At 63.1% G+C, this 19,363-nt stretch carries 19 protein-coding genes; 13 read left to right on the top strand and 6 right to left on the bottom strand.

Annotation, left to right across the window (positions count from 1 at the left end; all coding sequences use genetic code 11):
* Positions 1-29 precede the first annotated feature (29 nt).
* Both ABD53_RS07215 and ABD53_RS07210 read right to left on the bottom strand, forming a co-directional pair.
* Positions 30-395, bottom strand: a complete 366-nt coding sequence (locus ABD53_RS07215; protein ID WP_047865078.1) for a 2Fe-2S iron-sulfur cluster-binding protein — start codon at positions 393-395, stop codon at positions 30-32.
* A 47-nt stretch (positions 396-442) separates the two neighbouring features.
* Positions 443-1,282, bottom strand: coding sequence for an IclR family transcriptional regulator (locus tag ABD53_RS07210; protein WP_047865077.1), 840 nt, complete (start codon positions 1,280-1,282; stop codon positions 443-445).
* Between the two features lie 354 nt (positions 1,283-1,636).
* Here ABD53_RS07210 and ABD53_RS07205 point away from each other — a divergent pair, with 354 nt between their 5' ends.
* The 4 genes from ABD53_RS07205 to mimD all read left to right on the top strand — a co-directional run bounded on the left by ABD53_RS07205 (position 1,637) and on the right by mimD (position 6,293).
* Positions 1,637-3,274 (top strand): ferritin family protein, encoded by a 1,638-nt coding sequence (locus tag ABD53_RS07205; protein ID WP_047865076.1) that lies wholly within the window; start codon positions 1,637-1,639, stop codon positions 3,272-3,274.
* Positions 3,275-3,530: 256 nt separating this feature from the next.
* Positions 3,531-4,628 (top strand): NADH:ubiquinone reductase (Na(+)-transporting) subunit F, encoded by a 1,098-nt coding sequence (locus ABD53_RS07200; RefSeq protein ID WP_047865075.1) that lies wholly within the window; start codon positions 3,531-3,533, stop codon positions 4,626-4,628.
* A 187-nt stretch (positions 4,629-4,815) separates the two neighbouring features.
* Positions 4,816-5,943, top strand: coding sequence for an aromatic/alkene monooxygenase hydroxylase subunit beta (locus ABD53_RS07195; protein WP_200900318.1), 1,128 nt, complete (start codon positions 4,816-4,818; stop codon positions 5,941-5,943).
* Positions 5,940-6,293, top strand: a complete 354-nt coding sequence (gene mimD, locus ABD53_RS07190; protein WP_047865074.1) for a propane 2-monooxygenase effector subunit MimD — start codon at positions 5,940-5,942, stop codon at positions 6,291-6,293. Before ABD53_RS07195 ends, mimD begins: the two co-directional genes overlap by 4 nt.
* A 568-nt stretch (positions 6,294-6,861) precedes the next feature.
* Here mimD and ABD53_RS07185 read toward each other — a convergent pair.
* Together ABD53_RS07185 and ABD53_RS07180 are read right to left on the bottom strand one after the other, a co-directional pair.
* On the bottom strand, positions 6,862-7,110 hold the full coding sequence (locus ABD53_RS07185; RefSeq protein WP_152670638.1) for a hypothetical protein: 249 nt from the start codon (positions 7,108-7,110) through the stop codon (positions 6,862-6,864).
* A gap of 9 nt (positions 7,111-7,119) precedes the next feature.
* On the bottom strand, positions 7,120-7,422 hold the full coding sequence (locus ABD53_RS07180) for a hypothetical protein (protein ID WP_047865072.1): 303 nt from the start codon (positions 7,420-7,422) through the stop codon (positions 7,120-7,122).
* A gap of 343 nt (positions 7,423-7,765) precedes the next feature.
* Here ABD53_RS07180 and groL point away from each other — a divergent pair, with 343 nt between their 5' ends.
* The 3 genes from groL to ABD53_RS07165 all read left to right on the top strand — a co-directional run bounded on the left by groL (position 7,766) and on the right by ABD53_RS07165 (position 10,630).
* Entirely contained in the window at positions 7,766-9,406 is a 1,641-nt protein-coding gene (gene groL / locus ABD53_RS07175) for a chaperonin GroEL (protein ID WP_047865071.1), read from the top strand.
* Positions 9,407-9,474: 68 nt separating this feature from the next.
* Positions 9,475-9,792 carry a hypothetical protein gene (locus ABD53_RS07170; RefSeq protein WP_047865070.1) on the top strand — a complete coding sequence of 106 codons (318 nt, stop codon included), beginning with the start codon at positions 9,475-9,477 and terminating at the stop codon, positions 9,790-9,792.
* A 460-nt stretch (positions 9,793-10,252) separates the two neighbouring features.
* On the top strand, positions 10,253-10,630 hold the full coding sequence (locus ABD53_RS07165) for a hypothetical protein (RefSeq protein ID WP_047865069.1): 378 nt from the start codon (positions 10,253-10,255) through the stop codon (positions 10,628-10,630).
* 46 nt (positions 10,631-10,676) lie between these two features.
* On the opposite strand, the gene ABD53_RS07160 is transcribed toward ABD53_RS07165, so the two are convergent.
* On the bottom strand, positions 10,677-12,299 hold the full coding sequence (locus ABD53_RS07160; protein ID WP_047865068.1) for an acyl-CoA synthetase: 1,623 nt from the start codon (positions 12,297-12,299) through the stop codon (positions 10,677-10,679).
* A 259-nt stretch (positions 12,300-12,558) separates the two neighbouring features.
* Between ABD53_RS07160 and ABD53_RS07155 the strand changes: the two genes are divergently transcribed.
* Complete coding sequence (locus ABD53_RS07155) at positions 12,559-13,092, top strand: gamma carbonic anhydrase family protein (protein WP_200900317.1); 534 nt, start codon at positions 12,559-12,561, stop codon at positions 13,090-13,092.
* On the opposite strand, the gene ABD53_RS07150 is transcribed toward ABD53_RS07155, so the two are convergent.
* Positions 13,089-13,850 carry a class I SAM-dependent methyltransferase gene (locus ABD53_RS07150; RefSeq protein ID WP_053057788.1) on the bottom strand — a complete coding sequence of 254 codons (762 nt, stop codon included), beginning with the start codon at positions 13,848-13,850 and terminating at the stop codon, positions 13,089-13,091. The two genes, ABD53_RS07155 and ABD53_RS07150, sit on opposite strands and share 4 nt — an antisense overlap.
* A 132-nt stretch (positions 13,851-13,982) precedes the next feature.
* Between ABD53_RS07150 and ABD53_RS07145 the strand changes: the two genes are divergently transcribed.
* The 5 genes from ABD53_RS07145 to ABD53_RS07125 all read left to right on the top strand — a co-directional run bounded on the left by ABD53_RS07145 (position 13,983) and on the right by ABD53_RS07125 (position 19,360).
* Positions 13,983-14,585, top strand: a complete 603-nt coding sequence (locus ABD53_RS07145; protein ID WP_047865066.1) for a DUF924 family protein — start codon at positions 13,983-13,985, stop codon at positions 14,583-14,585.
* A gap of 85 nt (positions 14,586-14,670) precedes the next feature.
* Positions 14,671-16,341: an acyl-CoA mutase large subunit family protein gene (locus tag ABD53_RS07140; RefSeq protein ID WP_047865065.1), complete on the top strand. Its 1,671-nt coding sequence runs from the start codon at positions 14,671-14,673 to the stop codon at positions 16,339-16,341.
* A 158-nt stretch (positions 16,342-16,499) separates the two neighbouring features.
* Positions 16,500-16,904 (top strand): cobalamin B12-binding domain-containing protein, encoded by a 405-nt coding sequence (locus ABD53_RS07135; RefSeq protein ID WP_047865064.1) that lies wholly within the window; start codon positions 16,500-16,502, stop codon positions 16,902-16,904.
* Positions 16,905-17,366: 462 nt separating this feature from the next.
* Positions 17,367-18,371, top strand: a complete 1,005-nt coding sequence (locus ABD53_RS07130; RefSeq protein WP_047865063.1) for a thiamine pyrophosphate-dependent dehydrogenase E1 component subunit alpha — start codon at positions 17,367-17,369, stop codon at positions 18,369-18,371.
* A gap of 2 nt (positions 18,372-18,373) precedes the next feature.
* Positions 18,374-19,360: an alpha-ketoacid dehydrogenase subunit beta gene (locus tag ABD53_RS07125; protein WP_084709389.1), complete on the top strand. Its 987-nt coding sequence runs from the start codon at positions 18,374-18,376 to the stop codon at positions 19,358-19,360.
* Positions 19,361-19,363 lie beyond the last annotated feature (3 nt).

The following is a 19,363-nucleotide window of genomic DNA, read 5'->3' as shown; positions in this document are numbered from 1 at the left end:
CTCCTCTCCTGATTGCCGGATCCCCGTTGCTATTCCGGTGCTTCCATCCACACGGGCTCGGGTGTGATCTCCTCCTCCGGCTTGCCGCCGGCGGTGCTGGCCTTGCTACCACTGACCGTCAGCAGCGGTCGTACCTTCATGTCGTGGTCGCAGAGTATCTGGCATGACAGCCGTGCCTCTCCGACGAGATCCCGCATCCTGAGCGCCGCGAACTCCGCCTCGGTCATGTCTTCCGGCTCGCCTTCGAGAAACTCGACGCGGCAGGTCGTGCAGTGGGCGTAGGCACCGCACTGGTGCTGGATGTCTACCCCCGCATCCTCCTCGATGGCGAGCACCAGCCGCTGATCCTCGTCCACCTCGAAGATCCCTACCCCGTCTACCTCCAGCTTCGGCATTCGCTCCTCCTCCCGCCGGCTGTCCCGGCGATCCCGTCTTACCGCTCTTAACCGCTCTTCCGGTTCTTGCCATCCTTGATGTCGGGTTCATCGCTCAGTAGCGTCGAAGCCTCTGCGGCTGCCCGCTGCACCGTCGAAGTCATGCGCTGACCTTCGTCCCGAATGCGCCGGGTCGTGGTGGAGAGACCTATTGCCCCCTCTACCTTCCCACTGGCGCTGTAGATCGGGGCCGCCACACAGCAGAGGTTACGGGCGAACTCCTCGAAATCCGCACCCACTCCGACCATGCGCACCTTGTTTAGCTGGGCGTGAAGTTCCGCAGGCCGCACTATGGTGCGTGGTGTGAAGGCTTCCAGACCGTAATCGTCTATGTAGCCGTCCACGAACTCGGCTCCCTGGCTGGCGAGCAACACCTTGCCCAGAGCCAGGGCGTGCGAGGCACCGTGGAACCCCTTTACTACCCCCACAGGCGGACTCCTCGGCGGGGACTTTACCTGGGTCACCACCACCTCTCCGTCCCAGAGCACCGCCGCGTACGCGTGCCTCTGGGTGCGGTGGGCTAGCTCCTTGACCGCGGGCTCTATCCTGGCGTCAAAGTCGCTCCTAGGCTTGCCCTGGTGCAGCGATGGTAAAGCGGGGCCAATCCTGTACCCTCCGCCTTGCGAAACCCGCTCGATGTATCCCTCGTCGACCAGTAGGCCGAGCAGGTAGTAGCAGCTCGAAAGGTTGGTGCCGATCTCCCTGGCAAGCTGCTTGGCCGTGAGATCCTCACCCCGTTCGCTAACGAGGTCCATGATCCTAAAGACCCTGCGCACGCTCTTGAACTTTTCGTCCTGCCTCTTGTAGGACGAGCCGCTAATGGAACGCTCACCGCCATCAGTCTCCAACTAATATCACCCTCAAACGCTTGTCCGCGCCAGAGACTTCCCGGTACAGCGGGCAAGCGGGGTAAATCGTACACCCCCGCCCCAACCGATGTACCCTGGCGAAATACCTTTCCCTACGTCTTAATTATGTAGAAGCAAAAGCTACATTCAAGACCTGGGGTCGGAATCTTAGTAATTTTTAATACACTGTTGGAAAAGTAGGTTATGTTGCTTGCCGTCCACCTCCACCTCCCTATTATGTCCTGTAAGTAAAGTGGCTTTTGCCGGCGATGGTAAGGAGACGAGGCTGATATTAGAGAGGCACTGCGGCTCCCGGCCGTGGTGGGGAAAGGCTACCGGAAGGAGGAGAGGTTAGTGGCGCGCAAGAGCGTTACGAAGGCACACAACAAGATCCAGGAGCTCTCCTGGGACCCGACGTACGTCACCAAGGACCCGAAGTACACGACGGACTACAAGCTTGAGAAGGGTTCGCAGAAGGACCCGATGAAGCAGGTCATGCAGTCCTACTTCCCCATGCAGGAGGAGAAGGACCATCGGGTTTACGGCGCTATAGACGGGGCGGTGCGCGGCAACATGTGGCGTCAGGTCCAGCCGCGCTGGATGGAGTGGCAAAAGCTATTCCTTTCCATCATCCCGTTCCCGGAGATCTCCGCCGCACGGGCGATGCCGCTCCTTACCGAAGCGGTTCCGAACGCCGAGATCCACAACGGGCTCGCGTTCCAGATGATCGACGAGGTACGCCACTCGACGATCCAGATGAACCTCAAGCGCGAGTACATGAAGAACTACATCGACCCCGCCGGGTTCGACATCACCGAGAAGGCGTTCTCCAATAACTACGCGGGCACCATCGGCCGTCAGTTCGGCGAGGGTTTCATAACCGGCGACGCCATCACCGCCTGCAACATCTACCTGCAGGTCGTGGCGGAGACGGCGTTCACCAACACCCTGTTCGTGGCGATGCCCTCCGAGGCCGCCGCAAACGGCGACTATCTCTTGCCGACCGTGTTCCTCTCGGTGCAGTCAGACGAGTCGCGGCACATGAACAACGGCTACGGCACGCTACTCATGGCGCTGGAGCACGAGGAGAACAAGGAACTGCTCGAGCGGGACCTGATCTACTCCTTGTGGAATCAGCACTGCGTCGTGGACGCGGCCATCGGCACGTTCATCGACTACGGCACCAAGGATCGCCGCAAGGATCGCGAGTCCTACGCCGAGATGTGGCGCCGCTGGTACTACGACGACTACTATCGCAGCTACCTGGTGCCGCTCGAGAAGTACGGCCTCAAGATTCCGCACGACGTCATCGAGGACTCGTGGGACAGGATCTGGAACGGCTTCTACCACCACTACGTCGCGCAGTTCTTCGCAACGGGCTGGCCGGTAAACTACTGGCGCATCGACCCGATGACCAACGAAGACTTCGAGTGGTTCGAGCACAAGTATCCGGGCTGGTACAACAAATTCGGCCAGTGGTGGGAGCACTACAGCGCCCTCTCGGAGCCTAACGGCCACAAACCGATCGCGTTCGAGGATACCGGCTACGTCTACCCGCACCGCTGCTGGAGCTGCATGGTGCCGTGCCTCATCAGGGAAGACACCATCTTCGATTACGTGGACGATCAGTGGAAGACCTACTGCTCCAAGTGGTGCCACTGGCAGGACACGGTCGCGTTCCGCGGCGAGTACAACGGCCGCCAGACCCCCTCGATGGGCCGCCAGACCGGCAAGCGCGAGTGGGAGACGCTGTATCATGGCTGGGACCTCGCCGACATCCAGCATGACCTCGGCTACGTCCGCGAGGACGGCAAGACCCTCGTACCGCAGCCGCACGTCATCTTCGAGGACGACAAGATGTGGACCACGGAGAAGACTCGGGGCATCGAGTTCCAGAGCCCGAACATCCTCCTCAACCAGATGTCCGACGAAGAGCGAGAGAAGCACATAGCTGAGTACAAGTCAGGCTTCACGATACACTCCCTTAGCTAGCTTCATCTCGCGTCTGGCATCAGCTGGACCCCAGGGAGGAGCGGGCCAGATGGCCCGCTCCTCCCTGTTTGTGTTCGATTCCAACACTGTTGGAAAACCGCCCATCCACGGACTAAAATCCCCAAGTTACGACATTAGGGGAATATGTTGATACTTTTTTGACTTGTATATTTCATGCGTATAGGATCTTGATTAGGAAAGGAAACACCGGCCCGTGAGGGGTCGCTCTTGGACTACAAACGTAGTTGGGGTGAAAATGGGAAACAAGCACAAGGTGTACTTTGAGCCGGTTGGCAAAGAGATAGAGGTAGACGAGGACGAGACGATCCTGGACGCAGCCTTCCGGCAGGGTGTGATGCTTATGCACGGTTGCAAGGAGGGGCAGTGCTCGGCATGCAAGTCCTTCCTGCTGGACGGCGATCTGGAGATGGACGACTACTCCACCTTCGCGCTAAACGAATTCGAGAGTGACGAGGGATTCGTTCTATTGTGCCGATCCCACGCCTACAGCGACCTCGAAGTGGAGCTTCTCAGTTTCCGCGAGGAGATGCTGGACACGGGGATACCGATCCAGCTCGTGTACACGGAGGTCGAGGAGATAGAGTCCCTCACCCACGATATAAAGCGTCTCGTCTTGAAGCTTGTCGACCCGCCTGAGATGACCTTCATCCCCGGGCAGTACGCCGAGCTCTACATCCCCGGCACCGAAACCCACCGGGCCTACTCGATGGCGAACACAACCGAGACCGACAAGCGGGCGGAGTTCATTATCAAGGTCTTCCCGGGCGGGCGCTTCTCCAGTCTTCTGGAAGAGGGAGAGGATGGTATCTCGGTCGGGGATCGGATGGCGATGAAGGTGCCGTTCGGCATGTTCACGCTGCGCGAGAAGTCCGAAGGTGACATGGTATTTATCGGGGGCGGTTCGGGTATGGCCCCGATACTCTCCATCCTGCGGCACATGGCCGAAAAGGGCATCGAGCGCGGCGCAACCTACTACTACGGGGCCAGGACACCGCAAGACCTCTTCTACCTGGACGAGCTGAAGGAGATAGAGGAGAGGATACCAGGATTCCGGTTCGTACCGGCGCTCTCCGAGGCTGTCCCGGAAGACGGCTGGGAGGGCGAGACGGGCCTTATAACGGACGTGGTGCAGCGCCTCGAAGGAGCCCTGAATGGGAAAGAGGCGTACCTCGCCGGTCCGCCGCCCATGATAGACGCCGCCATCCCGGTGCTCATGAGGAAGGGCCTGGATGAGGAGAGCATCTACTATGACAAGTTCACCACCACGGGCGAAGCAGAGGGGACGGCTACCAAAGAGGAGAGCGGCCCTGATTTTCCCGGTAGAGCCGGCTAGGTCCATCGGGTTACATGCGTAGTCACGACGAGCCCGCAGAGAGGGGGGAGGGCCTATGTGGTGATAGGGGCCTGAGTGATACGGATCATAAAACCGGGAAGGAGGTGAGGCCCGACCGGAAGCATTCGCGGTACGAACTCGCGTAGAGCGCAGGACAGCGGTCAACAGGGAAAGGAGGTTGCTGTCTGTGAGCGAAGAGACAATCAACAAAGGGGCAGGCAGAGGGACCAGGAGCATACCCCCGATCACGCTGACGGACGCCGAGGCGGGGGCCGCCGTGTTCGCGGGCTCCGACAGCCGGACGTACAACTACTTCACGCCTCAAAAAAGGCGTGCGACCAGGTACGAGGACGTAACGGTAGACGTACAGCCCGACCCGGAGAAGTACCTGACGCAGGGTTGGATCCTGGGCTGGGCCAACGGTGACATAGGCTACGATCCAGACTGGACACAGATAAAGTCCTCCGACTGGCACCGGTTCCGCGACCCCAACGAGGAGTGGGAGCGGACCTACTACATCAACAACTCCAACTCCGTGCGCCAGGTGACCCAGAACATCGAGAACGCAAAGTCCGAGAACGTCTTCGAGAACTGGCAGGACGGCTGGATCGACATCCTGGCCCGGCACGCGACCACCTGGGCCCACGCCGATCACGGCCTCGGGATGTACGTGTTCATGCCGGCCCAGCGCGCAGCCATGTCAAACATGCATAACAACGCGATATCCGTGAACTGCATGCACAAGCTGCGCAGCGCACAGGACATACTGCTGTACAATCTGGAGCTCTCCGAGCAGTTCCCGGATAAGTTCGATGGCACGGCCCACAAGGACGCCTGGATGGAGGATCCCGCCTGGCAGGGCGTGCGCGAGAACGTAGAGCGCATCATGAACGCCACGGACTGGGCCGAGACTACCTTCGCCGCAAACGTCGTTTTCGAGCCGCTCGTCGGTGAGTTGTTCCGCAGCCACTTCGTGATGCGGTTCGCCCCCGTCCACGGCGACTATCTCACCCCGTCGGTAATAGGCGTGGGCGAGAGGGAATTCAACGACCGCGACCTGGCCTACACCAGGGACATGATGCGGGACATGCTAGAGGACCCAGTCTACGGCGAGGACAACAGGCAGCTAATGCAAGATTGGCTCGAACGCTGGGTACCCTACAGCCTCGCCGCCGCCCGAGGGCTCGCGCCCATCTGGTCCGAGCCCGAGCAGCAGCCGGTGAGCTTCGACGAGTCCTTCGAGAAGGTCAGGAACAGGTTCGAGGGAATCCTCTCTGACCTTGGCCTGCCGGTACCCGGGGAGGTGACTGCATGAACGAAGAACAGCTACAGTATCACCGCACCTCGTCGAACAGGTGCGGTGTCACGATGAGCGCCAGCGTCGAGGGCAACATCATCGCTGAGGTGATGGGCGAGAAGCCGGGCGTGGAGGTGACCAAGTATCCGGCCATGATCCGCATAGACGCCAACGACAAACTAGAGTTCGACATGGACGAGATCGCCGAGGCGCTCGGCGAGGACGATTTTTCACCCGAGGACTTCGAGGTCGAGACCTCCACCCACTACGGCAAGATGATCAAGCAAGACGATCGGGTTTTGCTGTTCGCGGATCCCGCGGATGCCGCCGAAGAGCTCGGCTACAAGATGCCGGGCACGGAATCTTAGAGGCTTCGCCAGGCCGTGGCCCGTTTTGGAGGTGGGCGGTCTTCTCAGAGGCCGCCCACCTCTACGTGTAAAGGTTAAGAGAAATAGAGGAGCCCCGGGGCTAGATAAAAGACTGGTGAAGTTCGACTCCGACAACCCCGCGAATAAGTTGGCTAAGATTGGGAGGCGGAGATAGACGAGCTGACCTTCGGAGCTATACAGCGAAAATCAAAAACATTGACCCCGATGCGATCATGGTGCCTGACTGTGCCTATGGGATCTTCGAGTTTTTGGGCTTCTACTCACTGGTTCAACCTTTATGACTATTGCTGTAGAGATAGATCACTCCGGCAGAAACTCCGGCAGAGTTTTGCGCTATAACGCCGCCGAAGGAGAAGTTAGTGGTCGTGAGAACGAGTTAGTCGGCAAGAACTTCTTTACCTAGGCCGCTCCCTGTACCGACACCGAGGATTTCATCTCCTGCTCCGCGGACATCCCGAGCAGCATCTCTCTCGCGCTCCGTCGTCCCTACCCTGGACAGATTCTGCATCCGTGTTCTTCTCTGCTGGTCCCCGCCCCGCGTAGGGTGCTATGAGAGCGCCTCGACGACTTTCCGGGGTGTGGGCAGACGCTCCGAGCCCCGCCACTTGCTGCTCAGTAGGCCGCCGCCCTTCCCAACGTAGGAGATGATGATTGACGACGGTTTCCCGCCCTCGAAGCTGACCATCACGTAGTGCTTGCCGTGGGAGCCGATGACCGCGCTTGGCGTCTTCCGTACTTCCCATCCCAGCCTGGTGAGTGCCCGCACCACAGAAGCCTGGCTCTCTTCCGGGCGCAAGTCGCTTCGCTATCCCACGCCCATCCGACGCTTCAGATCCTTCTCTTTGAGATCCATAAGACCGTCCCTGAACTCTTCCGGGGAGCCGGCTTTCCCGAAGAGCTCGGCCACGTCTTCTATGTCCCGGCGGTTGGTCAGTACGAACTCCCAACCATCCTTGGTGTGTAGCCCCTCGAATGCGCAGACGGCTAGCGCCACGGAACTCCAGCTATCTCCATCCTCGCCGCACAGGTGGTACATCCTGGCCGCTTTCAGGGTACTTTCGCTATACTCCTTTGGTGAGAGATACTCGCCCCTGGAATCCTCGGACATCTACCGCTCCTTTCGCCAGAGGAAAAAGAAAGCCACTACCACTGACTACCACTGGTTTTGCTCACCCATACACACTACCGGAAGCAGCTTTCAACCTATATCAACTGTTCGTATCAGACTACATTATCGCTCCGCCTCCGGGCGCATGTTTCCCGCATTGTAGGGAAATCTAATCCGTATTGTGCTTTATCCAACAATACCGCTCTGCTAGCATTAAAACTGCAAATGCAAGAAGCGTAAGAACCATGCATTGGCCGTTGGGGTGCGGCTAAGTACCGGTGAAGAATAGGAGTGAGAGAGGGCCGGGGGCCGGCCACTAGAGTCCACTAGAGGAGGACGTGGGGTGGCGCACAAATATTTATCGTACGATACCGAGGCCCGCGCGGCGCTGCGGCGCGGTGTGGACAAACTTGCGGGATCGGTCAGGGGGACGCTCGGGCCGAAGGGGCGGTACGCGGTGCTGGACATGACGTTCGGGACGCCGCTGATTACCAACGACGGGGTTACCATAGCCCGCCAGATCGAGCTCGACAACGTGTTCGAGAACCAGGGCGTACAGCTCGTGTTGGAGGCTGCGACCAGGACCAACGACGTGGCCGGCGACGGCACGACCACCGCACTCATTCTGGCGCAGGTAATAGTCCGCGAGGGCATCAGGAACGTGGCCGCCGGCGCGAATCCGGTGCTCGTCCGGGGCGGCATCGAGAAGGCCGTGGATACCGCTGTTGAAGAGATAAGGAGCCTGGCGACCGGGATCACGACCAGGGAGGAAGTTGCGCGAATCGGCTCCATCTCCGCCCGCTCCCGGGAGGTGGGCGAGACCATCGCCGACGCCATAGATCAGGTCGGCAAGGATGGCATGGTAAACGTCCAGGAGGGCAATACCCTGGGCATGGAGTTGGATTTTGCCGAGGGCATGCACCTGGACAAGGGCTACATCTCACCGCACTTCGTTACGGATCAGGAGCATATGGAGGCTGTACTGGAAGACCCGTACATACTGATGACCGACAAGAAGATCAGCAACCTCCAGGACGTGCTGCGCATCTTCGAAGAGGTGAGGCAAGCGGGCGAGTCGCTGCTCGTCATGGCCGAGGACGTCGAGGGCGAGGCGCTCTCGCTCCTGATCACGAACAAGACGCGTGACACTTTCGACGCCGTTGCGATCCGGGCTCCCGGATTCGGAGAGCGGCGCAAGAGGATGCTGGAGGACATCGCCATCCTGACCGGCGGCGAGGTTATAACCGACGAGCGCGGCCTCGAACTCGAAAACATCCGCATGGACCAGCTAGGCCGTGCCGGGCGTGTGGTGATTACCAAGAACGGCACTACTCTCGTGGACGGCGCCGGAGACCCTGAAGCCGTGGCGGCCCGCGTGAATCAGATAAAGAACCGTCTCGCCGTCGAGGCGGCGGAGTTCGACCGCGAGAAGTTGCAGGAGCGTCTCGCAAGGCTCTCCCGGGGCGTCGCCGTTATCGGGGTCGGCGCGGCCACCGAGGTGGAGATGAGGGAGAAGAAGCACCGCGTAGAGGACGCGCTTTCGGCCACGCGGGCCGCGCTGGCGGAAGGTGTCGTGCCGGGCGGCGGCGTCGCGCTCCTGCACGCCCAGAAGGCCGTCGGAGAGATGCTCGCCTCGCTCGACGGCGACGAGTTGACGGGGGCCAAGATCATCCACCGGGCGCTGGAGGAGCCTGTACGCCAGATCGCCCACAACGCCGGGACCGACGGCTCCATCGTGGCCGAGAGGGTGCGTGGCGGGGATGGGAACGTGGGCTATAACGCCCTCACCGGCGAGTACGAGGACCTGATCGAGGCCGGAGTGGTTGACCCTGCGATGGTCGCGCGCAGCGCGTTACAGCACGCGGCCTCGATCGGCGGGCTCATCGTCACGACGCAGGCCATCGTGGCCGTGCAGCCGGAGAGGGGAGCGGCAGCCGGAGCCGCGGAGGTGAACCGGGCCGGCATGAATATGGAGTTCATGTAGCTCTACGTAGATTTGGACAGTCCGCCGGGCTCTCCCAACAGAGCCCGCATCGAAGTAGGGAGGCGTAGATGGCTCAAGAGAATGGTTCAAGCAACTCGGTGCTCTCGGACTGGGTGGGATACTGGGTGTTCATCTCCCACCTGTCCGGACCTAATTCAGACTCGGAAGACCCCTCGAAGCCGGTCAAGAGCGAGCCGGAGGCGAGGACGGAGGTTTTCCTCCTGGAAGGCTACGGGGCTCACGGGTTGGAGGTGAAGCCGGGCCTGGAGCAACCGGTGGTGTTCATGTCCTGGGGTGCGGTGCTAACCGTCCAGGGGCCGCCTCCCGAGGCTAGGGAAGAGATAGATCGAGAGGTGGCGAGGCGCGCCGGGGAGAGAGACTCATAGGGACAGAGAAACATAATCCCGATTCCAGCTACCACCGGGTCACAACCAGAGCGAAGTTAACAAAAGCCACCGCTATTTCTCCAAAGCTCTGCAAGAGGTCACCGTGTTGCAACGTTAGAAGCTGTAGAGTCCGGTAGATAACGTGGCCCCCCTAGAATAGAGGAAAAGGAGCAGGGTGATGTGGTTGAGCGTGGGAATAAAAAGGTGCTGACCGTCTTTACCTCAAGACATAGAGCCATGAAGTTAGCAGGGTATGGTGTCCAGGCCGAACTGGGCCTGAGCGTGTTCCTGGATATGCCCTCCAAGCGGCACCGCCGTATAGAGGTAGGCAGCGGTTCCTACTCCGCGAACGGACCCGGAGCACTATTTATAGCTTGGCCTAGCTTGGTGCGTCCAGAGACCGGCTTCTGGAGCTATCATGAGTCCTTGCAGATGCGTAGTGGCTTCTGAGGGGACAGCATTGGGATTCAAACCAGTTGGAGCCGGAGAGTTCGATGGGGTAGGCGCGTGGTCGTCGTGGGGGGAGTTTCTGGGCGGAGTAGCCGGGAGTGTAGAGTCCGAACCTGACGGCGCCCAAAGCGACTACCTGCAAGTCGGCCGCGGCGGCTCCGAAGGAGGGATCTCCTTTATCCTGCACCGGTTTACCCGCGCTGGCGAAGAAGGCTACCGGGTGCAGGTCCGGGAGTGGGACGGCGCGGAGGGAGAGAGCTCGTACTGGATCGCGCCCACCGTAGAGGATGAGGGCTATATCGGGATGTTCACCGAGGAGGAGGCCCGCCGGGAGTTCCCGTACCTTTTCGCGGCCCGGGAGATGCCTGGCGGGTTCGATATCGGCTAGGTCGGTTCAGCTCGGTTCAGCTCGGTCGGACACGGCTCCGGGTGGTCTAACCGGCCGTCTGTCCGGTCGTCTCGTGGTCGCGGAGCTCGACGCGCCGGATCTTGCCGCTGGCCGTCTTTGGCAGCTCCTGCACGAACTCGACGCGGCGCGGGTACTTGTACGGCGCGGTGACGCTCTTGCAGTGATCCTGTAGCTCGGTGACCAGCTCGTCGGAGCCTTCGTAGCCGGAGGCGAGCACGACGAATGCTTTTACCACGCTGCCCCGGTCGGCCTCCGGGGAGGCCACCGCCGCGCTCTCTACCACCCCCGGATGCTCTATGAGCGCGCTCTCGACCTCGAACGGGCCGATGCGGTAGCCGGCGGAGAGGATCACGTCGTCCGCCCGGCTCATGAACCACAGGTAGCCGTCCTCGTCGCGCACGGCCCGGTCGCCGGTCACGTAGAACTCGCCCCGGCGGGTGGCTTCGGTGGCGTCGGGCTGTTCGTAGTACTCCGCGAACATCGCCGGGATGTCGGGACGTAGCGCGATGTCACCGGGCTCGTCCGGCGGGGTCTCCTCGGCGTTGTCGTCTATTATCCTCACGTCGCAGCCCGGCAGCGGCTTGCCCATCGAGCCGGGCTTTACCTCCATGCCGGGGAAGTTGCCGACGAGCAGGGTGTTCTCGGTCTGGCCGTAGCCGTCGTAGATGGTCAGGCCGTGCAGCTCCCGGAAACGCTCGACCACCGCCGCGTTCAGCGGCTCCCCGGCGCTCACGGCGTGCCGGATGTTCGAGAGGTCGGCGTTCTCTAGCTCGGGGGAGTTCGCGAGCAGCCGGTACTCGGTCGGAGCCTGGCACAGGACCGTGATCCCGTAGCGTTCGATCAGGCGCAGCCGCTCGGCGGGGTCGAAGCCGCCCTCGTGCACGAATAGCTCGACGCCGTGGCTCCAGGGGCCGAGAAACACGTTCCAGATGCTCTTTGCCCAGCCGGTGCCCGAGGTGCACCACAGCCGGTCGTCCTCCCAGAGATCCAGCCAGTAGTAAGCCTCGACCCGCTTTGCGTGGGTATAGCCGTGCGTGTGCCACACGCCCTTGGGGTTGGACGTCGTGCCCGAGGTGTAAAGCATCAGGGCTCCCTCGGAGGCGGCGGTGTCCTCGGTGGTGAAAGCGTCCGACGCTCCGGAGGTCAGGCGCTCGTACGGCTCCCAGCCTTCGTGCTCTCCGTTATCCTCATCCAGGCTTATAAAGATTTTCAGGTCGTCCAGCTCGTCCCGGATGGGGTCTATCGCTTCCATGCCGGCCGCCGAGGATATTACCGTGGTCGCGCCGGAGTGCTCGGCGCGGTAGCGGAGGTCCTTCGAGCGGAGCTGCTCGGCGCACGGTATGGCGACCGCCCCGAGCTTTAAGAGACCGATGAGTATGACGTGCCACTCCGGCCGCTTGCCAACTATCACGAGCACTCGGTCTCCGCGCCGCACCCCGAGCCCGCGGGCGGCGTTCGCGAAGCGGTTGGAGGCTTCCGAGAGGTCGCCAAAGGTCAGCCGGCGCTCTGAGCCGTCCGTGCCGAGCCAGATCATGGCTGGTTTGTCCGCCGGCTGGCTGTCTATAACGTCCCGTCCGAAGTTGAACTTCTCTGGAGTCTCCCACCTGAAGTTCGCGCGGGTCTCCTCGTACTCCCTGATATTCGTCATACCCGGTATGCCTCCTCCTGTTCACCGCGCTACGCCCCGTGGCGTGTGTCCCGGAGCCTCGCGGTGGAGCTTTCCCTATCTACCCACCGCCATGCTAGCATTTCGAGCGGCGTCGGTAACAGCCGGTACGCGGCGCTGTACATGACGGGCTCATGGCTCTCCGGCCAGTGACGCCGCCGGGATTGCGGCGCTATCCGGTGGGATGGGGCGGGATGAAGCTGGCCGAGAGGTCGAAAGGGAGCCACCGGGAGGTTATGCGGTGAGGTCGGAGACGGGGCTGCTGCCGTTCGAGGGACGTTACCCGGAGCTAGCGGAGGAGGCGTGGGTCGCGCCCGGGGCCACGGTGGTTGGAGACGTGCGGCTGGGGGAGAGATCGAGCGTGTGGTACGGGGCCGTGCTGCGCGGCGACACGGAGCCGATTCTGATCGGAGATCGCACCAACGTCCAGGATGGGGCGGTGCTGCACGCGGACCCCGGTTTCCCAGCCGCCATCGGCGCGGGCTGCGTCGTCGGACACCGGGCCATCCTGCACGGCTGTACCGTGGAGGACGAGTGCCTCATAGGGATGAACGCCACCGTCCTCAACGGGGCGAGGATCGGGCCGGGCTCCGTCGTCGGGGCCGGGGCCGTCGTGCCCGAGGGCCGCGAGTTTCCGTCCCGCAGCCTGATCCTCGGCCTCCCCGCAAGGCGGGCCGGCGAGGTCTCCGACGAGCAACTGCGGGAGATCCGGCGCGGCGCGCGGGAGTACGTCGAGCGGGCCGCCGCCCACCACGCCTCCCTGGAGCGGGGCTAGCCCTCCAGACTCCCGTGGAACACCCGCACCTCATACTCGAATACCACCTCGCCGCCCCGCTGATGTCGGGAGAAGACGCCGGACAACTCCTCCAGCATCGGGCTGCACCGCTCGTCCCCCGGCCCCGGTACGAACGAGGAGGAGAGCAGCCGGCCCTCTAACGACTCCCGGTCGAAGGTCTGCCGGTTCCGCAGCAGCCGCTCCTCGAAGCTCCCGCCGAAGAACGGCCGGAGCGTCCCCGCGTCAACCTCCAGGTGCGTGACCTTCTCCCAGTCCGTGCCGAACCTCTCCAGAAGTCGCCGGTAGTCCCGCATTAAAGGAGACGCACCGTACAACGGGCTGTTCCACACGAGCGCGACCCGGCCTCCGGGTACCAGGATGCGGCCGAACTCCTCTCGCGCCCCTGTGGGATCGAACCAGTGGAAAGCCTGTCCGGCGCTCACGAGTCCGACGCTGTTGCCGGGAAGCGTCGTGGCCTCCGCCGTGCCCGCGACGCTCGTAAAATTTTCGTACCCGGCGAGCAGACGCTCTCCGGCCTCGCGCATCTCGCGGTTCGGCTCGACTCCGTAGACCTCCGCGCCGCGCTCCAGCAGGAGCCGGCTCAGTATCCCCGTACCCGAGCCCACGTCGGCGACCGCCAAGCCCGGCGCGAGGCCGCACTCTGCCGCGAGGAGATCCAGCAGTTCCTCCGGATAAGCCGGGCGGTACCGGGCGTAGCTGTCGGCCCTGTTCGAGAAACGTCGTGTGGGGTCCTGCAAACTTCTATCTCCTCCTGTCATTGTGACCAGGCTCGCAAAGATGCGTCGTGCCCCGGTGCGAGGGAAGTGCGAGTGATAATAGGGGAAAATAGCTATGGTAGAAGAAAAGACGTAGTTCGAGAGGAGAGGCGTATGGTGAGTCAAAGCTCCGGAGCCGCAACGCCGGAGAGGGCCTCGGAGGTGCTGAGTTTCTGGTTCGGGGAGGCCGAAGACGGCATCGTGCGGCCCCGCGGAGCGTGGTTCCAGAAAGACGAGGAGTTCGACGCCGAGATCTCGACCAGGTTCTCCGCCGACCACGAGCTGGCCGCCGCCGGCGAGCTCGACGACTGGCTAGGGACGCCGTACGGCGCTCTGGCGCTGGTGATACTCCTGGATCAGTTTCCGCGTAACCTGTTCCGGGGCTCGCCCAGAGCCTTCGAGACCGACGCCCGGGCACGCTCGACCGCCCGGGCCGCCCTCGACCTCGGCCACGACGCCCGCGTACAGCCGGTGGAACGCTGGTTCTTCTACCTGCCCTTCGAGCACAGCGAGGACCTGGAAGACCAGCGCCTCTCTCTGAGGCTATTCGACTCCCTGGGGGATGACGAGCAGAGCCGGACAGTCTACGGGTACGCCGTGCGCCACGAGGAGATCATTGATCGTTTCGGCCGCTTTCCGCACCGCAACGAGACGCTCGGCAGAGAGTCCACCGCCGAAGAGAAAGAGTTTCTGGAGCAGCCCGGCTCCTCTTTCTAGCCCTTTCCAGGACTCGCAAAACCCCGCCCCGGACCGGTATGCTACAGTCCTCATAACTGGGTCTGGTAAATAGGAGGAGACCAGCTTGGATACTCGAAGAGGCGCCCGGGATTCTCGAAACTCTCAGAGCTCCCGGAGCCGCTGGGAAGCGGCGTACCGGGAGAAGGGCGAGCGCGACGCCGAGTTCTCGACGATGAGCGGCATCCCCATAAAGCCTTTGTACACACCCGAGGATACGGATGATGACCAAGACGAGAAGCTGGGTTACCCCGGTGAGTACCCGTACACTCGGGGTGTATATCCCTCGATGTACCGTGGCAGGCTGTGGACCGTGCGGCAGTTCGCCGGCTACGGCACCGCCGCCGACACCAACGAGCGGTTCAAGTACCTGATAAGCAACGGGCAGAATGGCCTCTCGGTCGCCTTCGACATGCCGACCCTGATGGGCCTCGACTCCGACGACGCCATGAGCCAGGGCGAGGTCGGGCGCGAGGGCGTGGCCGTGGACTCTCTGGAGGACATGGAGCGGCTGTTCGACGGCATCGGGATGGACGAGGTCTCGACCTCGATGACCATCAACGCCCCGGCAAACGTCCTGCTCGCCATGTACGTGGTGGCCGCCGAGAAGCAGGGTGTACAGCCGGAGGCGCTCGCCGGTACGAACCAGAACGACATCCTCAAGGAGTACATCGCCCAGAAGGAGTGGCTGTTTCCGCCGGAGCCCTCGATGCGGGTGTTCCGCGACATGCTCGCCTACTCCACCGAGCACATGCCGAAGTGGAACACGGTCAGTATCAGCGGCTACCACATCCGCGAGGCCGGCTCGACGGCGGCCCAGGAGCTCGCGTTTACCCTGGCCGACGGCTTCGCCTACGTGGAGGCCGGGATAGAGGCCGGGCTCGACGTGGACGACTTCGCCCCACGCTTCTCGTTCTTCTTCAACTCTCACCTGGACTTCTTCGAGGAGATCGCCAAGTTCCGCGCCGCCCGGCGCATCTGGGCGACCGTGATGCGGGACCGTTACGGGGCGAAGAGCGAGAAGAGCCTCTTGATGCGCTTCCACACTCAGACCGCCGGGGTGTCGCTAACGGCCCAGGAGCCGTACAACAACGTCGCCCGCACCGCGTTCGAGGCCATGGCGGCGATCCTGGGCGGGACCCAGAGCCTGCACACCAACTCGCTGGACGAGGCGCTCGCCCTGCCCACCGAGGAAGCCGTGCGCATCGCCGTGCGAACGCAGCAGATCGCGGCGCTCGAGACCGGGGTGACCAACACCATAGACCCGCTCGGAGGCTCGTACTTCGTAGAGGCTCTCACGGACGAGATGGAGCGCCAGGCATACGAGTACTTCGAGGCGATAGACGAGCACGGCGGCGTCATAGACGCCATAAACGCCGGATACCAGATGCGGGAGATCGCCGAGGCCTCCGCCCGGTACCAGCGCGAGCTCGAAGAAGGCAAGCGATACATGGTCAACGTAAACGTCTACGAGGCCGAGGAGGAGTCCGAGGTCGAGACCCACGCGGTGCCGCTGGAAGTCGAACGCGACCAGAAGCAGCGCCTCACGGACCTCAAGAGCCGCCGCGACAATGCGGAGGTGGACCGGCTCCTCGAAGCCGTGCAGGAGGCGTGCCGGAGCGGGGATAACACGATGTATCCGGTGTTAGAAGCGGTCCGGGCCTACGCGACGGTGGGTGAGATCTCGACGGCCATGCAACAGGTCTTCGGCTCCTACCGCGAGACGCCGGTTATATAGGGTGTATATAGTCTGGAGGTCTGGATGAAGGCGGTAACCTGGACGGCGCTCGTGCTCTCGATACTCGCCGTCTTGCTGGCGGGTTTCGCAGCCTACGAGGCGTTGAGCCTGCAGCAGAGCGTGTTTCTGGACTGGTAGGGAATTTTAGGGAGACTTATATGGAGCAAACGATCCGGGTGGTGGTGGCGAAGGTCGGGCTGGACGGTCACGATCGGGGGGCGAAGATCATAGCCCGCGCCCTCAGAGACGCCGGGATGGAGGTGATCTACACCGGTCTGCACCAGACCCCCGAGCAGGTCGTGGAGGCCGCCATACAAGAGGACGCCGACGCGATCGGCATCTCTATCCTCTCCGGGGCGCACATGACGCTCGTGCCCCGGATAGTGGACCTTCTGGCAGAGCAGGGCGCGGACGACGTGGCCGTATTCTGTGGCGGAACCATCCCTAAAGGCGACGTCGAGAAGCTCAAGGAGCTCGGAGTCGGAGAGGTGTTCACCCCCGGTACCCCGACCACCCGCGCCGTGGAGTACATCAGAGAGGCGATACCGGCCCGGCAGGGCTAGGCTACCCGGTGCGCCGGTCCTGTCGGCGTAGCGGCACCGATCCTGGCATCTCCCTCCGCATATCGCTCGCGGAGCCTCCGCTGGAGACCAGGAGGTGCTGCGCGCGGAAAAACCCGCTGAAATCTTCGCCGGACGCACGGTTTACGCTGCGGGGGGCATTTATGGGCCTTTACGGGCCGGGGCTCGTCTTCGCGCAGGAGGGCCGGGCGCTCTCGTGCGAGTGGGTCGCCGAAGCCGGTACGCCGTGTGCCCCCTCCGGGAGGCGGGCTCGTGTTGAGTCCGGGGATCGAACCTCGTAACGTCCTGTAACCCCGGCGGTTCGGGGCTCGGACTAAAATGGCGGTCTCTCACCCCGTTAGCGGTGTAGCTTCTATTATAATAACCTTAGTCCAGGGGAGGGGGCGGCCGTCCGGCGGCCGCGAAGCTTTAGAGAGTTTAGGGAGCTATAGCGAGGAGGAGCGGATGGCCGTACAGGGAACCCGGGTCAGGCACGAGGATCTAGGTCTCCAGGAGGCGGACCTCGGAAGCATCCACCGGAGCATGCTGCTGGCCCGCAGGATAGACGAGCGGATGTGGATACTAAATCGTCAGGGGCGGGCGGCGTTCGTAATATCCTGTCAGGGTCAGGAGGCCGCGCAGGTCGGGGCCGCCTACGGTCTACGGGCCGGCTATGATTACCTGTATCCGTACTACCGGGATCTGGCGATGATGCTCACGCTCGGGCAGTCCGCGCGGGAGCAGTTCCTGAGCCTGCTCGCCCGGGAGGAGGACCCGAACAGCGGCGGGCGGCAGATGCCGGGACACTACTCAAGCCGCGAGCTGAACGTCGTGACCACCTCCGCGCCGGTCGCCGTGCAGTATCCGCAGGCCGTGGGCACAGCGCTCGCGTTCAAGATGCGCTCCGAGAGCGGCGTGGTGCTCACCTCGGGCGGCGAGGCGTCGACCAGCAGCGGCGACTGGCACGAGGCGCTGAACTTCGCAGCTATCCAGGAGCTGCCGGTGGTGTTCCTGATCGAGAACAACGCCTACGCCATCTCCGTGCCGGAGAAGATGCAGGTCGCGGGCTCCATCGCGGACCGCGCGGCGGGCTACGGCATCCCCGGCGTGGCGGTGGACGGCAACGACGTGCTCGGCGTGTACGAGGCGGCGGATGAGGCGATACAGCGGGCGCGGCGCGGCGGCGGACCGACCCTCATAGAAGCCAGAACGTACCGCATGACCGCCCACTCCTCGGACGATGACGACCGGCGCTACCGCGAGCGCGAGGAGGTCGAGGGCTGGCGCGAGAAGGACCCGATAGCCCGTTTCGAGCGGTACCTGGAGGAGGCTGGCCTGCTGGACGCCGAAGGCAAGGACGCGCTCGAAGCCGAGATCAAGGCCGAGATAGACCAGGCCGTGGAGTACGCCGAGGCCGCGCCGCAGGCCGCCCCGGAATCGGTGCTCCGCGGCGTGTACGCGGAGACGTAGCCGTGGCCGCCAGGAGCCTCCTGCAGGCGATAAGCGAGGGCCTTGCGGAGGAGATGCGCTCGGACGAGACGGTGGTCACGCTCGGGGAAGACGTGGGGAAGGCCGGCGGAGTTTTCCGGGTAACGCAGGGGCTGCAGGAGGAGTTCGGGCCGCTGCGGGTCATGGACACGCCGCTGGCGGAGAGCCTGATCGTGGGCTCCGCGATAGGGCTCTCGGTGAACGGGATGCGCCCGGTCGCGGAGATACAGTTCGCCGACTTCATACCGCCCGCCTTCGACCAGATCGTGAACGAGGCCGCGTTGTTCTACTACCGCTCGGGCGGGGCATGGCCGTGCCCGATCACGCTCCGCATCCCCTATGGCGCGGTGCCGGGCGGCGCGCTGTATCACTCGCAGTCGGTGGAGGCGTTCTTCTGTAACACGCCGGGGCTGAAGGTCGTCGCCCCGAGTACCCCCGCGGACGCCAAGGGGATGCTGAAGAGCGCGATCCGGGACCCGAACCCCGTACTCTTCATGGAGCACAAGAAGGCCTACCGCCTGGTGAAGGAAGAGGTGCCGGACGCTGGGGAACCGGTCCCGCTAGATACGGCCCGCGTCCACCGCGAAGGCACGGACATAACCGTGTGCGCCTACGGCATCGTGCTGCACTCGGTGCTGGAGGCGGCGGAGAAGCTGTCCACGGAGCACGGCATGGAGACCGAGGTGGTCGAGCCGCGCACGCTGTATCCGCTGGACCGCGAGACGATCCTGGCCTCGGCGCGCAAGACCGGCAAGTTCCTCGCCGCGTCCGAGGCGAACGTGACGGGCTCGGTGTCGGCGGAGATAGCGGCACTCGTGGCCGACGAGGCTTTCGAGTGGCTCGACGCGCCGGTGAAGCGCCTCGGCGCGCCCGACGTGCCGATGGCCGGCTTCGCGAAGCCGATGCTGGAATATCTGGTTCCGGGAGCAGAGGCCGTCGAGGCCGCGATGCTGGAGCTAGCCCGCTACTAGCGG

Source organism: Rubrobacter aplysinae (assembly GCF_001029505.1).
In the GTDB taxonomy this organism is placed as follows: Bacteria; Actinomycetota; Rubrobacteria; order Rubrobacterales; family Rubrobacteraceae; genus Rubrobacter_A; species Rubrobacter_A aplysinae.
The sequence above is the reverse complement of the archived record's forward strand: the minus strand, read 5'-3'. Positions and strand labels throughout refer to the sequence as shown.

Coding starts and splice junctions, on each gene's coding strand:
- ABD53_RS07145 (WP_047865066.1), top strand. CDS start 13,983: ATGGTGAGTCAAAGCTCCGGAGCCGCAACGCCGGAGAGGGCCTCGGAG.
- ABD53_RS07135 (WP_047865064.1), top strand. CDS start 16,500: ATGGAGCAAACGATCCGGGTGGTGGTGGCGAAGGTCGGGCTGGACGGT.
- ABD53_RS07160 (WP_047865068.1), bottom strand. CDS start 12,299: ATGACGAATATCAGGGAGTACGAGGAGACCCGCGCGAACTTCAGGTGG.
- ABD53_RS07200 (WP_047865075.1), top strand. CDS start 3,531: ATGGGAAACAAGCACAAGGTGTACTTTGAGCCGGTTGGCAAAGAGATA.
- ABD53_RS07130 (WP_047865063.1), top strand. CDS start 17,367: ATGGCCGTACAGGGAACCCGGGTCAGGCACGAGGATCTAGGTCTCCAG.
- ABD53_RS07170 (WP_047865070.1), top strand. CDS start 9,475: ATGGCTCAAGAGAATGGTTCAAGCAACTCGGTGCTCTCGGACTGGGTG.
- ABD53_RS07180 (WP_047865072.1), bottom strand. CDS start 7,422: ATGTCCGAGGATTCCAGGGGCGAGTATCTCTCACCAAAGGAGTATAGC.
- ABD53_RS07215 (WP_047865078.1), bottom strand. CDS start 395: ATGCCGAAGCTGGAGGTAGACGGGGTAGGGATCTTCGAGGTGGACGAG.
- mimD (WP_047865074.1), top strand. CDS start 5,940: ATGAACGAAGAACAGCTACAGTATCACCGCACCTCGTCGAACAGGTGC.